At 70.2% G+C, this 13,471-nt stretch carries 10 protein-coding genes and 1 tRNA gene; 6 read left to right on the top strand and 5 right to left on the bottom strand.

Annotated elements, in window-relative coordinates; genetic code table 11:
* Window positions 1-67 precede the first annotated feature (67 nt).
* On the top strand, window positions 68-1,363 hold the full coding sequence (locus WFI16_RS14215) for a capsule biosynthesis protein (protein WP_419898467.1): 1,296 nt from the start codon (window positions 68-70) through the stop codon (window positions 1,361-1,363).
* A gap of 71 nt (window positions 1,364-1,434) precedes the next feature.
* Here WFI16_RS14215 and pepN read toward each other — a convergent pair whose 3' ends face one another.
* Window positions 1,435-4,053: an aminopeptidase N gene (pepN, locus tag WFI16_RS14220; protein ID WP_419898468.1), complete on the bottom strand. Its 2,619-nt coding sequence runs from the start codon at window positions 4,051-4,053 to the stop codon at window positions 1,435-1,437.
* 179 nt (window positions 4,054-4,232) lie between these two features.
* Between pepN and WFI16_RS14225 the strand changes: the two genes are divergently transcribed.
* Window positions 4,233-4,955 (top strand): haloacid dehalogenase type II, encoded by a 723-nt coding sequence (locus WFI16_RS14225; protein WP_419898469.1) that lies wholly within the window; start codon window positions 4,233-4,235, stop codon window positions 4,953-4,955.
* 60 nt (window positions 4,956-5,015) lie between these two features.
* On the opposite strand, the gene WFI16_RS14230 is transcribed toward WFI16_RS14225, so the two are convergent.
* Both WFI16_RS14230 and WFI16_RS14235 read right to left on the bottom strand, forming a co-directional pair.
* Window positions 5,016-6,785 carry an adenine deaminase gene (locus WFI16_RS14230; RefSeq protein WP_419898470.1) on the bottom strand — a complete coding sequence of 590 codons (1,770 nt, stop codon included), beginning with the start codon at window positions 6,783-6,785 and terminating at the stop codon, window positions 5,016-5,018.
* 94 nt (window positions 6,786-6,879) lie between these two features.
* A tRNA-Ala gene (locus WFI16_RS14235) sits at window positions 6,880-6,955 on the bottom strand.
* Window positions 6,956-7,180: 225 nt separating this feature from the next.
* Between WFI16_RS14235 and WFI16_RS14240 the strand changes: the two genes are divergently transcribed.
* The 3 genes from WFI16_RS14240 (at window position 7,181) to ahcY (ending at window position 9,982) form a co-directional block, all read left to right on the top strand.
* A complete protein-coding gene (locus WFI16_RS14240; RefSeq protein ID WP_419898471.1) occupies window positions 7,181-7,888 on the top strand; it encodes a CoA transferase subunit A in 708 nt (235 codons plus the stop codon).
* A 15-nt stretch (window positions 7,889-7,903) separates the two neighbouring features.
* Complete coding sequence (locus tag WFI16_RS14245; protein ID WP_419898472.1) at window positions 7,904-8,536, top strand: CoA transferase subunit B; 633 nt, start codon at window positions 7,904-7,906, stop codon at window positions 8,534-8,536.
* 138 nt (window positions 8,537-8,674) lie between these two features.
* A complete protein-coding gene (gene ahcY, locus WFI16_RS14250) occupies window positions 8,675-9,982 on the top strand; it encodes an adenosylhomocysteinase (RefSeq protein ID WP_419898473.1) in 1,308 nt (435 codons plus the stop codon).
* Window positions 9,983-10,090: 108 nt separating this feature from the next.
* Here the strand turns inward: ahcY and WFI16_RS14255 are convergent, their stop codons facing one another.
* Together WFI16_RS14255 and WFI16_RS14260 are read right to left on the bottom strand one after the other, a co-directional pair.
* On the bottom strand, window positions 10,091-11,119 hold the full coding sequence (locus WFI16_RS14255; RefSeq protein WP_419898474.1) for a transporter substrate-binding domain-containing protein: 1,029 nt from the start codon (window positions 11,117-11,119) through the stop codon (window positions 10,091-10,093).
* A 35-nt stretch (window positions 11,120-11,154) separates the two neighbouring features.
* Complete coding sequence (locus WFI16_RS14260) at window positions 11,155-12,138, bottom strand: DUF4189 domain-containing protein (RefSeq protein ID WP_419898475.1); 984 nt, start codon at window positions 12,136-12,138, stop codon at window positions 11,155-11,157.
* 228 nt (window positions 12,139-12,366) lie between these two features.
* On the opposite strand from WFI16_RS14260, the gene WFI16_RS14265 reads away from it, so the two are divergent.
* Window positions 12,367-13,455 carry a TRAP transporter substrate-binding protein gene (locus tag WFI16_RS14265; protein ID WP_419898476.1) on the top strand — a complete coding sequence of 363 codons (1,089 nt, stop codon included), beginning with the start codon at window positions 12,367-12,369 and terminating at the stop codon, window positions 13,453-13,455.
* Window positions 13,456-13,471 lie beyond the last annotated feature (16 nt).

The following is a 13,471-nucleotide window of genomic DNA, read 5'->3' on the forward strand; positions in this document are numbered from 1 at the left end:
GTTCCTGCCATGCCCGGCTTCCAGACTGCCCGCCTCATCCTCTGAGCAGAGAACGCGCGCCCCTTTGATGCCAAGTTCCGATGCCCCGGCCCCGAAGCGCTTCCTGTTCCTGCAAGGTCCCATCACTCCCTTCTTCGACGAGGTGGGCGCCGGGCTGCGGGCGCTGGGCCATGCGGTGCACCGCATCAACCTGAACCTTGGCGATAAGCTGTTCTGGCGCGGCCCCGGCGCCGTCGATTTCCGCGGCCGGCTGGCGGAATGGCCTGCCTTCATCGAGGGCTTCCTCGACCGCCACGCCATCACCGACATGGTGCTGCTGGGCGAGCAGCGCAGCTACAACCGGATCGCCATCGCCGCCGCCCATGCGCGCGGGGTGCGGGTCGCCGCCACCGATTTCGGCTATATCCGCCCCGACTGGATCGTGCTGGAGCAGGACGGCATGAACGCCGCCAGCCGCTTCACCCGCGACCCGGAGACGATCGTGCGGACCGGGGCCGCGCTGCCGCCGCCGGACCTGACCATCCGCCACCGCGACAATTTCCGGCGGCAGGCGATGTGGGACATGCTCTACCATCTGAGCAGCCGGATGCCCTGGCCGTTTCCGCATTACGAGACGCATCTGCTGCAGCACCCGCTGACCTACTATCTCGGCGTGGGCTGGCGGCTGCTGCACCGCTCGGCCGACAACCGGCGGGCGGACCGCATCCTGCACCAGCTCTCGGGCACCGGGCCGCTGTTCCTGATGGCGATGCAGATGGAGTCGGATTTCTCCATCCGCGCCTATTCCAAGTATCCGGACCTCGACACCGCGCTGCGCGAGATCGCCGCCAGCTTCGCCGCGCATGCGCCGAAGAACGCGCATCTGCTGGTGAAGGTGCATCCGCTGGATCCGGGGCTGAAGAACTGGAAGCGGCGGACGCGGGGCATCGCCGCGGCGGCCGGCATCCCGGACCGGATGCATTATCTGGGCGGCGGCAATCTGGGCGCCATCGTCGAGCAGGTGCAGGGTGTGGTGACGGTGAACAGCACGGTGGGGCTGCGCTCGATCATCGACCACACGCCGACCTTCGCGCTGGGCGAGGCGATCTACCGCATTCCCGGCCTGGTCTTCCCCGGCACGCTGGACCGCTTCTGGACCGAGGCGACGCCGCCCGAGATCCCGCTGCGCGAGGGCTTTCTGCGGTGCATCGCGCACAGCCTTCACATCCGGGGCGTCTACTACAACCGCCCGGGCCTGGACGTCGCCGTGAAGGGTGCCGTCCACCGCCTCCACCATGGTGTGCTGAACGTGCCCGACGAGGCCCTGATGTTCCCGACCGACCCCGATATGCCGGCGACCGCCGCGCCCCGCCCGTGGGACTAACCTGATGGCGGGGTCCGGGGGGATACCATCCCCCCGGCGGGGGTCCGGGGGCGGCGCCCCCGGTCTTGTTGTCAGGCCAGCGCCTTCGAGACCTTCTCGTAGGTCCCCTTGCTGAGCCCCGGCCTGGCGGCGATGCGCTGCAGTTCCTCCTTCATCCTGGCCCCGCGCTGGGCGTCCTGCCGCTTCCAGGCGCCGAGCGGCGAGACCATGCGCGCCGCCACCTGGGTGTTCACCGCGTCCAGCGCGATGACCATGTCGGCCAGGAAGCGGTAGCCTTCGCCGGAGGCGTCGTGGAAGGCGGCCGGGTTGCCGGCCGCGAAGGCGCCGACCAGGGAGCGCACGCGGTTCGGGTTGCGCAGGTCGAAATCCGGGTGCCCGGCCAGGGCGCGGATCTCGGCCAGGGCCTGCGGCCGGTCGGCCATGGCCTGGATGGTGAACCATTTGTCGAGCACCAGCGGCTCGGCCTGCCAGCGGGCGTGGAAGGCCGCCAGCGCCGCGTCGCGGGCCGGGCCCTCGGCATCGGCCAGGACGCGCAGCGCGGCCAGCTGGTCGGTCATGTTGGTCGCCGTGTTGAACTGCGCCTCCGCGCGGTCCTGGGCGCCGCTGCCGGCGCCGAGATAGGCCAGCGCGGCGTTGCGCAGCGCGCGGCGGCCGATGGCGGCGCCGTCGATGCGGTAGGGGCCGGGATCGGCCAGGCGGTCATGCAGCTCGGCGAAGCGTGCGGCGAAGCGCTGGCCGAGCGACTGGCGCAGGAAGCGGCGGACGGCGTGGATCGCCTCCGGATCGGCGACCGGCATCTGGTCGGCGACGAAATCCTCGGAGGGCAGCGGCAGCGCCTCGGCGGCGAAGGCCGGGTCGTCCTCGGCGCGGTCGAGCAGGCTGGCGATGATGGCGGCGACCCCCTCGGGCAGCGCCAAGGGGCGCTGGCTGCGGAGCTCGTCGACCAGGCGCAGCATCTCGGCGGTCAGGTATTGCTGCGCCGAATCCCAGCGGACGAAGGGATCGCTGTCATGCGCGGCGAGGAAGCCGAGCTGGTCGAGCGACAGCCCCTTCAGCCGCACCGGCGCCGAATAGCCGCGCAGCAGCGAGGGCACCGGCTTCTCGTCCAGCCCGTCGAAGGTGAATTTCTGCGACGATTCCTCCAGCAGCATCATGCCGGCGCCGGGGATCTCTTCGCCGTTCGGCGCGATCAGGCCGAAGGCGACGGGGATCGGCACCGGCAGCTTCTCGGGCTGGCCGGGGGTGGGCGGGGTCGATTGCGACAGGGTCAGGTGGTAGCGGCGGGTGGCCGGGTCGAATTCTTCCGACACGGTCAGCTCCGGCGTGCCGGCCTGGGCGTACCAGCGGGAGAAACGCGACAGGTCGACGCCCGAGGCGTCCTGCATCGCCGCGACGAAATCCTCGATCGTCACCGCCTGGTTGTCATGGCGGGCGATGTAGAGGTCCATGCCCTTGCGGAAATTCTCGACGCCGATCAGGCGGCGCATCATCCGCACCACCTCGGCGCCCTTCTGGTAGACGGTGGCGGTGTAGAAGTTGTTGATCTCGACATAGGAATCGGGGCGCACCGGATGCGCCATCGGCCCGGCATCCTCGGGGAACTGGGCGGCGCGCAGCCGGCGGACATTGGCCAGGCGCTTCACCGCGGCGCTGCCCATGTCCTCGGAGAAATGCTGGTCGCGGAAGACGGTCAGGCCTTCCTTCAGCGACAGCTGGAACCAGTCGCGGCAGGTGACGCGGTTGCCGGTCCAGTTGTGGAAATATTCATGGGCGACGACGGTCTCGATGCCCTCGTAGTCGACATCGGTGGCGGTTTCCGGCCGCGCCAGGATGTACTTGGTGTTGAAGACGTTGAGGCCCTTGTTCTCCATCGCCCCCATGTTGAAGTCGGAGACGGCGGCGATGTTGAAGACGTCGAGGTCGTATTCGAGGCCATAGGCCTCCTCGTCCCAGCGCATCGAGGCCTTCAGGCTGTCCATCGCATGGCCGCAGGCGGTCTCGTCGCCCGAGCGGACATAGATGGCGAGTTCCACCGCACGGCCGGACCGCGTGGTGAAGCTGTCTTTCAATGCGACCAGATCGCCGGCGACCACGGCGAACAGATAGGAGGGCTTCGGGTGCGGGTCGTCCCAGCGGGCCCAGTGGCGGCCGTCGGGCAGCTCGCCGCTGCCGGCCGGATTGCCGTTCGACAGCAGCACCGGGCAGGTCGCGCGGTCGGCGCGCAGCGTGGTGGTGAAGCGCGCCATCACGTCGGGCCGGTCGGGGAAGAAGGTGATGCGGCGGAACCCCTCCGCCTCGCACTGGGTGAAGAAATTGCCGCCCGAGCGGTAGAGGCCGGACAGCTCGGAATTGGCCTCCGGGTCGATCTGGACCAGCGTCTCCAGCACGAAGGCGTCCGGGACACCAGCGATCACCAGCCCGCCGGCCGCCGTCCGCTGCAGCCGCGCCTCGGGCAGGGCGGCGCCGTCCAGGCTGGCGGAGAGCAGGGTCAGCGCCTCGCCATCCAGTTCCAGCGCCGCCTCCGGCGTGGCGGCGGCCGGGTTGCGGCGGATCTCCAGCCGGGCGGCGACGCGGGTCGCCGTCGGATGCAGGTCGAGCTCCAGCGCCACGCGGTCGATCAGGAAGGCTGGGGGCCGGTAATCCTCGCGATGGATGGTGGGCGGGGGGGTGGTCTGTGCGGTGCTGGTCATCGTCTCGCCCTCGGTCTCGCAGGCTGCGCCGTTAACGGCCTTCCTGCGTATCATGGGGTGCGGAGCGCGGATGGCCCAGGGGGTAGCGTCAAGGGTGGCGGGACGCGGCCCCCGCATTCGCGCTTCCCGTGACCGCCGCCGCCATGCCACGCTCCCCCCTCTGGCCTCGGAGAAACGCGATGCGCCTGCAGGATTTCCGCGTACTGACCTTCGACTGCTACGGCACCCTGATCGACTGGGAGAGCGGCATCCACGCCGCCCTGCAGCCGCTGCTGCGCAAGGGCGGCCTCGCCCTGTCGCGGGAGGATGTGCTGGAAGCCTTCGCCCGGCATGAATCGGCGCAGCAGAGCGAGACGCCGGGCCTGCTCTATTCCGACCTGCTCAGCGAGGTGCATCGCAGCCTGGCGGAGGAATGGGGCATCGAGGCCAGCGATGCCGTGCACGAGGCCTTCGGCCATTCGGTGCCGGACTGGCCGGCCTTCCCGGATTCCGCCGCGGCGCTGGCCTATCTCCAGCAGCACTACAAGCTGGTCATCCTGTCGAATGTCGACCATGCCAGCTTCGCCGGCAGCCAGAAGCGCCTCGGCGTCAGCTTCGACGCGGTCTACACGGCGCAGGATATCGGCAGCTACAAGCCCGACCTGCGCAACTTCGACTACATGCTGGAGAAGCTGGCCGAGGCCGGCCATGCGCCGAGCCAGATCCTGCACACCGCGCAGAGCCTGTTCCACGACCACGCGCCGGCCAAGCGGCTGGGCCTGGCCTCGGCCTGGATCGACCGGCGGCACGACCGCGACGGCTGGGGGGCGACGCCGCCGCCGCCCTCGGGCGCCGGCTACGACTTCCGCTTCCCGACGCTGGGCGACATGGCGAAGGCGCATCGGGAGGAGGCGCTGACCTGAGCGGCCCTGCCATGTTTCACGTGGATCAGCGACGGCGACGCCCGCGAGGGCTGCGCGAAGCTAGCCCGCCAGCGTCGTGAAGACCTCGCCGGTCGAGCCATCGGCGATGCCGAGATCGGTGACATGCGGCCCGGCATTGCAGGCCAGGCTGGCGCCGACCACCGCCTTGAATACGCGGTAGGGCGGCAGCCAGTCGGCGATGCCATCCGTCGCGGCGCGCAGGGCCGAGAACTGCGCCGCCACCTCGGCCGCCGGCGCGTCGGAGATCAGGCCGGCGACCGGCAGCGGCAGCAGCGCCCGCACCACCCCGCCCGAGGCCACCGCCATGCCGCCGCCGGCCGCGATCAGCGCATTGGCGGCCAGCGCCATGTCGTCCTCGCCGCGGCCGAAGACGCAGAGATTGTGGCTGTCATGCGCGACCGTCGTCGCCAGCGCGCCGCGCCAATGGCCCCAGCCCTCCAGCACGCCCATCACCGGGCGCGCCTCGGCCAGGCCATGGCGATGCACCACCGCCATCCAGCAGGCCTGCTCCGGCAGGACGACGGCGCCGTCGACGACGGCGGCCTCGATCGTGCCCCAGCGGGTGAAGCGGGGCTGCGACACGGTGCGCAGCCGGGCGGTCGGCCCCGGCGCGGACAGCCGGAAATCGGCGGGCGAGAGCCGCCCCAGCCGCATCGTGTCGCGCAGCCCCGGCGGATCGTCTTCCGGCAGCGCCGCCACCATCGCGCCATCCCTGGCGATGAGCGCGCCGGAGACGAAGACCTCCGCCACGTCGAGCGCCTCCAGCGAGCCGACGGCCAGAAGATCGGCGCGGCGCCCGGCGGCGATCAGCCCGAGATCGGCGCGGCCGATCCGCTGGGCGGCGTTCAGCGTCGCCGCGCGCAGCGCCTCCAGCGCCGGCATGCCGTAGCGGACCAGGCGGCGGATCAGGTCGATCATGCCGCCGCGGGCGACGAGGTCGTCGGGGAAGACGTCGTCGGTGCAGAGCGTCAGCGTCTGCGGCCAGCGGGGCATGGTGGCCAGCGCCGCCACCGCCTCGGGCAGCATGTGGTCATGGCTGCCGCGCAGCTCGATCGCGAAGCCGGCGCGCAGCTTCTCCAGCAGGTCGGCGCCCGAGGTGATCTCGTGGTCGGAGGTGATGCCCGCCGCCGCGAAGCCCTGCAGCGCGCCGCCGGTCAGCGACCGCGCATGGCCGCAGACCAGCTTGCCGGAGTCCAGCCCGGCCTGGACGATGCCGGCCATCAGCGGGCTGCGCGCCAGCACGCCGCGCATGTCCATCACCTCGGCGATGCCGGCGACCTCCGGCCAGGCCAGGATTTCTTCCAGTTCCTCGGGACCGAACGCCGCCCCGGCGCGCTCCAGCCCCGGCGCCGAGGGCACGCAGGAGGGCGCCAGCAGCAGCGCCCGCAGCGGCAGGTCGCGCATCGCCTCGACCGCCCAGCGGACGCCGGGGATGCCGGCGACATTGGCCAGCTCATGCGGGTCCCAGCAGATCGTCGTCGTGCCCTGCGGCAGCACCGTCCCGGCATAGCGGCGCGGGGTCAGCATCGAGCTCTCGACATGCATATGCGTGTCGATCAGGCCGGGGATCAGGATGCGCCCTTCGAGGTCGATGATCTGCCCGGCATCGTCGCGGCTGCCGCGTGGATGCACCGAGGCGATCAGCGGCCCGGTGCAGCCGATATCGGCCGCGCGGATTTCCCCGGTTGCCATGTCGGCGATGGTGCCGTTCACCAGCAGCAGGTCGAAGGGACAGAAACCCTGGGCGGCGCGCACGGCGCGATCGCGCAGCGCCCGGTCGTTCAGCGGGAAGCGCGCGTCGATGCTCATGGCGGCGAACTCAGCGGCAGCAGGGCTGGGGGAAGCAGGGCAGGGCCGTGCACAAAGTAAAACGGGCCGCCCTTTTCAGGACGACCCGTTGAACTGGTGGAGCCAATCGGAATCGAACCGACGACCTCTTGAATGCCATTCAAGCGCTCTCCCAACTGAGCTATGGCCCCCCGGGGAAGTGAGGCGGGGTATAACTAGCGGCCGCGGGGCGCGCAAGCGGTCCGGCGCCGGTTATTTCCGTTTTTTTGCAGGGGGCCTGCATGGCCGCCATGCGGGCGCGCGGCTGGACAAGCTGACGCCGTTGGGCGGTCGCGCCAGGAAGGCGCCCGCCGCCCCTTCCGCGACCGCGAAGGGGCCGTTAGCCTGCGGCCTTCCTGAACTGGGGAGCGTCAGTGATGCGGAAAGTCTACCCGGATGCCCGGGCCGCGCTGGATGGGCTGCTGCGCGACGGGCTGCTGATCCACTCCGGGGGGTTCGGCCTCTGCGGCATTCCTGCCAGCCTGATCGAGGCCATCCGTGATTCCGGCGTGAAGGACCTCACCGTCGTCTCGAACAATGCCGGCGTCGACGATGCCGGCCTCGGCCTGCTGCTGCAGACCCGCCAGATCCGGAAGATGATCTCTTCCTATGTCGGCGAGAACGCGACCTTCGCCAAGCAGTTCCTGGCCGGCGAGCTGGAGATCGAGTTCAACCCGCAGGGCACGCTGGCCGAGCGCATCCGCGCCGGCGGCGCCGGCATCCCGGCCTTCTTCACCAAGACCGGCGTCGGCACGGCGGTGGCCGAGGGCAAGGAGACGCGGGAGTTCGACGGCGAGACCTATGTGATGGAGCGCGGCATCTTCGCCGACCTCGCCATCATCCATGCCTGGAAGGCGGATACCGAGGGCAACCTGGTGTTCCGCAAGACCGCGCGGAACTTCAACCCGATGATGGCCACCGCCGCCAAGGTCACCATCGTCCAGGTCGAGCATCTGGTGCCGGCCGGCGAGATCGACCCCGACCACATCCACACCCCCGGCATCTATGTGAAGCGCATCGTCAAGCTGCCCGAGGGCTATGCCAAGCGCATCGAGCAGCGCACCACCCGCAAGCGCGCGGCCTGAGGGAGACGCAAAGACATGCCCTGGACCCGCGACGAAATGGCGGCCCGCGCCGCCCGCGAACTGCAGGACGGCTTCTACGTCAACCTCGGCATCGGCATCCCGACGCTGGTGGCCAACCACATCCCCGACGGCATCAGCGTCCAGCTGCAGTCGGAGAATGGCATGCTCGGCATGGGCCCCTTCCCCTATGAGGGCGAGGAAGACCCGGACCTGATCAATGCCGGCAAGCAGACCGTTACCACCCTGCCGACCACCAGCTTCTTCTCCTCGGCCGACAGCTTCGCGATGATCCGCGGCGGCCATGTCGACCTCTCCATCCTGGGCGCGCTGCAGGTGGCCGAGAATGGCGACCTGGCGAACTGGATGATCCCGGGGAAGATGGTGAAGGGCATGGGCGGCGCCATGGACCTGGTCGCCGGCGTCAAGAAGGTTGTCGTGCTGATGGAGCACACCGCCGGCGGCAAGCCCAAGCTGCTGAAGGAATGCACCCTGCCGCTGACCGGCAAGGCGGTGGTCGACCTGGTGATCACCGAGCTCGGCGTCTTCTCGATCGACCGCAAGGCGGGCGGGATGGCCCTGGTCGAGCTCGCCCCGGGCGTCTCGCTCGACGAGGTGCGCGAGAAGACCGAGGCCGCCTTCGCCGCCTGAGCCGGCGATCCGCGCGGGGGAGGGGGCCTCTCCTCCGCCGCGCGGAAAGATCACATAAACCTATCCTTATGCCTTGTGGCTTTCGCTTGGCCGTCGTGGATGACCGTGCTATCGCGGCCGCCATTGCGGAGAACAGACATGCCCGACGCGACCCCCGGCTTCAGCGACTACAAGGTCAAGGACATCTCTCTGGCGGCCTGGGGCCGCAAGGAGATCGCCATGGCCGAGGACGAGATGCCCGGCCTGATGGCGCTGCGCGCCGAATACGGCCCCAGCCAGCCGCTGAAGGGCGCCCGCATCGCCGGGTCGCTCCACATGACCATCCAGACCGCCGTGCTGATCGAGACGCTGACCGCGCTCGGCGCCGAGGTCCGCTGGTCGTCGTGCAACATCTTCTCCACCCAGGACCACGCCGCGGCCGCCATCGCGGCGGCCGGCATTCCCGTTTTCGCCTGGAAGGGCCTGACGGAAGAAGAATTCTGGTGGTGCATCGACCAGACCGTCCGCGGCCCGGATGGCTGGGAAATCAACATGATCCTGGACGATGGCGGCGACCTGACCACCGTCGTGCATGAGCGCTTCCCCGAGCTGCTGCCGGGCATCCGCGGCCTGTCCGAGGAGACCACCACCGGCGTGCACCGCCTGTGGGACATGGTGAAGAAGGGCACGCTGAAGGTTCCGGCCATCAACGTGAACGACAGCGTCACCAAGTCGAAGTTCGACAACCTCTACGGCTGCCGCGAGAGCCTGGTGGACGCCATCCGCCGCGGCACCGACGTGATGATGGCCGGCAAGGTCGCGGTCGTCGCCGGCTTCGGCGATGTCGGCAAGGGCTCGGCGGCGTCGCTGCGCAATGCCGGCTGCCGCGTGCTGGTGACCGAGGCCGATCCGATCTGCGCCCTGCAGGCCGCGATGGAAGGCTATGAGGTCGTGACGATGGAAGAGGGTGCGCCGCAGGGCGACATCTTCGTCACCGCCACCGGCAATATCGACGTGATCACGCTGGACCACATGCGCGCGATGAAGCACCGCGCCATCGTCTGCAACATCGGTCACTTCGACAGCGAGATCCAGATCGGCGCGCTGCGCAACTTCACCTGGGACAACGTCAAGCCGCAGGTGGACGAGGTCATCTTCCCCGACGGCAAGCGCCTGATCGTGCTGTCGGAAGGCCGCCTGGTGAACCTGGGCAACGCCACCGGCCACCCGTCCTTCGTGATGTCGGCCAGCTTCTCCAACCAGGTGCTGGCGCAGATCGAGCTCTGGACCAACGCCAAGGCCTATGAGTGCAAGGTCTATACCCTGCCGAAGAAGCTGGACGAGAAGGTCGCCGCGCTGCACCTGGCCAAGGTCGGCGCCAAGCTGACCAAGCTGTCGCCGGCCCAGGCCGAGTATATCGGCGTCGGCGTGTCGGGGCCGTTCAAGCACGAAGAGTATCGCTACTGAGAGAAGAATTCGGGGGGACAGTGTCCCCCCGGACCCCGCCGGGAATCCTCGGGCGCCGCTGGCGCCCTCCGGCACTGGGGCTGGTCTGTCAGTCTTGTTTCTGACGGATCACCGCAGCGGCAGCGGATACAGCAGCCCGCCCTGCAGCCACAGCGCATTGATCCCGCGCTCCAGCCCGATCGCCGAGCCGGCGCCCAGGCTGCGCGAATAGAGCTCGCCGTAATTGCCGACCTGCCGCACCACCTGCAGCACCCAGTCGTCGGCCAGGCCGATCGGCGTGCCGATGCCCGGCGTCAGGCCCAGCAGCCGCCGCGCCACCGGGTCGCTGCTCTGCAGGCTGGCCGCCAGACTGGCCGAGGTGATCTCGCGCTCCTCGGTCTCGACCAGCGCCTGCAGCACCCAGAAGGCGACCTGGCGCCAGGCCTCGTCGCCCTGCCGCACCAGCGGGCCCAGCGGCTCGCGCGAGATCGCCTCGGGCAGCAGCATCACGCTTTCGGGCTGCCGGAATTCGGTGACGCGGCGTGCCGCCAGCTGCGACATGTCGCCGGCCATGGCGTCGCATTGCCCGGCCTTGAAGGCGGCGACCAGGGCCCCGGCGTCGGGCAGCTTCACCTCGGTGAAGTGCAGCCCCTGGCGCGCGGCATAGGATTGCAGCTCGCCCGCGGCGGAAATGCCGCCGGCCTCGGTGAAGCAGATCCGCTTGCCGCCCAGCTGCTGCGCCGAGTTGGTCTTGCCATCGGCCGCCACCAGGAAGCCCTGGCCGTCATGGAACAGGATGCCGACCGGCGTCACCGGCTGGGTGCCGTCGCGCGACAGGGTCAGCGTGACGTTGCGCGCCAGGATGTCGATGCTGCCGGCGCCGAGCGCCGCCATGCCGTCATTCGGCGTCGCCTGCTCGACGAAGCGGACCTTGGTCGCGTCGCCCAGGACGGCGGCGGCGACGGCGCGGCAGTAATCGGCGTCCAGCCCGCGTATCGTCCCGCTGGCGTCGGGGGCGGAGAAGCCGGGCAGCCTGCCGAAGACGCCGCAATTCAGGCTGCCGCGGGCGCGGACATCCTCCAGCGTGCCGGCCTGGACGGCGGGAGCGGTGGCGAGCGGCAGCAGGGCGAGCGCCGCCGCCATCAGGGTGTGACGCATCGGGCGCCTCGTCATGCGAAAGGGAAGGGGGGGCATCAGCAGCGCGACGCCACGATGCGGCAGGTGATGCCGGGCCGCTCCAGCCGGGTGCAGCGGGCCCGGGCATCGGCCTCGGCGGCCTCGACCGTCTCGCCCTGGCCGACCAGCGTCGCGGTCAGGAGCTGGGTCGAGGGATCGCTGGTCATCACCAGCGCCTGCGGGCTGCGACCGATCGCCTGGGCCACGGCGCCGCAGCGGTTCACCAGCTCGGCCTGGAACAGGCAGGGCACGCGGCCGGCCTTGGCCTGGCATTCCTTGACCGCGGCCATGTTCACCGCCAGCCGGTCGGCGCCGCCATTGGCGAAGCCCACCGCCTGCGCCGGCGGGTCGGGGAAATAGACGGCGCCGAAGCGGGTGCCGGGCGGCAGCGCATCGGCCACCTGGGCACCCTGGCGCAGACCGTGCCCGGCCATGCAGCGCGTCAGGCAGGTGGCGCCGAGCTCGGCCGCCTGGGTGCTGCAGCTCTGCCGGCACAGCGATTCCTGGGCGGCGTTGTGCTCGGGCGGGGCGGCGGCGGCGGCCGGCGTGCTGCTGCCGACCAGCTGCACCGGCCCCTGCCCGGGCGCCTGCACAGGCGCCTGCCCTGGGGCCTGCAGCGGCGCCGCGCCGATCGGCTGGAAGCAGGGGCCGCCGGCCGGGGCGGGGACCGCGGCGCCGCAGGTGATGAAGGCCGGCTGGGCATAGCGCACCGGGGCGATGGCGGTGCGGTAGGAGCCGCCGTCGCGGCAGCGCAGGTCCCAATAGGCGGTGCGCCCCGGATCCAGCCCGGCGAAATAGGTGGCGATCACCCCGACGCAGGCATTGCCGCGCTGCTGCAGCGCCTGATGGAAGAGGGCGGAGCGCTCGGCCGCCGGGCGGGCCAGCAGCGCGTCATGCGTCGGGTTGCCGGTCTGCGCCCAGGCCGGGGCCAGGGCCAGGCCGAGCAGCCATCCGGCCGCCAGCGGAAGGGCTCGCGCCCATCGGATCAGGAAGCGTTGCATGGCCCTCCGCCTTGTTCAGGAAGGGGACGGAAAGCCTCCGCCCCGCCGGACAGCATGACGACGCTCTCAATTACCGTCGAGTTTAAGCTTGGTGGGAATTCGCCGGCGCACTTCTCAAAATTGAGCCCGCTGGAACGTTGCGGGGAAGGACGGCCAGCCTTGGGCTTTCCTTGCCGCCGCCAATGGGCTACGGGCAAGATTGTTGCGCTTTCCTGGGAGGAATCCGTCATGAATCGTCGCGCCCTGCTCGGCGCCGCGGCTGCTGCCGCGCCTGTCGCGCTGGCTGCCCCCGCCCTGGCGCAGGCCGCGCCGGAGCTGCGCTGGCGGCTGACCAGCAGCTTTCCGCGCAACCTGGACATCCTGTTCGGCACGCCGGAAGGCATCGCCCGCCGAGTCGCCGCGCTGACCGACAACAAGTTCCAGATCCGCTGCTTTCCGGCCGGCGAGATCGTCGGCGGGCTGCAGGCGCTGGACGCGGTGCAGGCCGGCACGGTCGAATGCGCCCATTCGGCGGCCTACTACTATACCGGCAAGGACCCTTCCTTCGCCTTCTTCACCGCCATGCCCTTCGGCCTGAACACCCGCATGTTCAACGCCTGGAACCGCCATGGCGGCGGCCAGGCGCTGGCGAACGAGCTGTTCGGCACCTACAACATCGTCCCCTTCAGCGCCGGCGACACCGGCGCCCAGATGGGCGGCTGGTTCCGCAAGGAAGTGAAGACGGTCGCCGAGCTGCAGGGGCTGAAGTTCCGCATCGCCGGCTTCGCCGGCCAGGTCTTCGCCAAGCTCGGCGCGGTGCCGACGCAGGTGGCGGCGGCCGACATCTACCCCTCGCTCGAGCGTGGCACGCTGGACGCGGTGGAGTTCGTCGGCCCCTATGACGACGAGAAGCTGGGCTTCGCCCGCGTCGCCCCGAACTACTACTTCCCGGGCTTCTGGGAGCCGGGCGCGCGGCTGCACCTGATGGTCAACAAGGCCGCCTTCGAGGCGCTGCCGGCCACCTACAAGGCCGCCCTCGAGGTCGCCTGCGCCGAGGCCGACCAGGAGATGACGGCGCGCTACGACGCCGGCAACCCGCAGGCGCTGCGCCGGCTGGTGGCGGGCGGCGCCCAGCTGCGCCCCTGGTCGCGCGAGATCCTGGCCGCCGCCTGGAAGGCCGCGCACGAGCTCTACGAGGAGACCGGCGCGAAGAACGAGCGCTTCAAGAAGATCTGGGAATCCTATCGCCGCTTCCGCGACGATGAATATGCCTGGTTCCGCGTCGCCGAGAACTCCTTCGACAACTTCGCCTTCACCGCCCAGCAGACGGTGCGCTGATACCGTAACGGCCAGG

The organism is Roseomonas sp. USHLN139, from assembly GCF_037145735.1.
GTDB lineage: Bacteria > Pseudomonadota > Alphaproteobacteria > Acetobacterales > Acetobacteraceae > Pseudoroseomonas.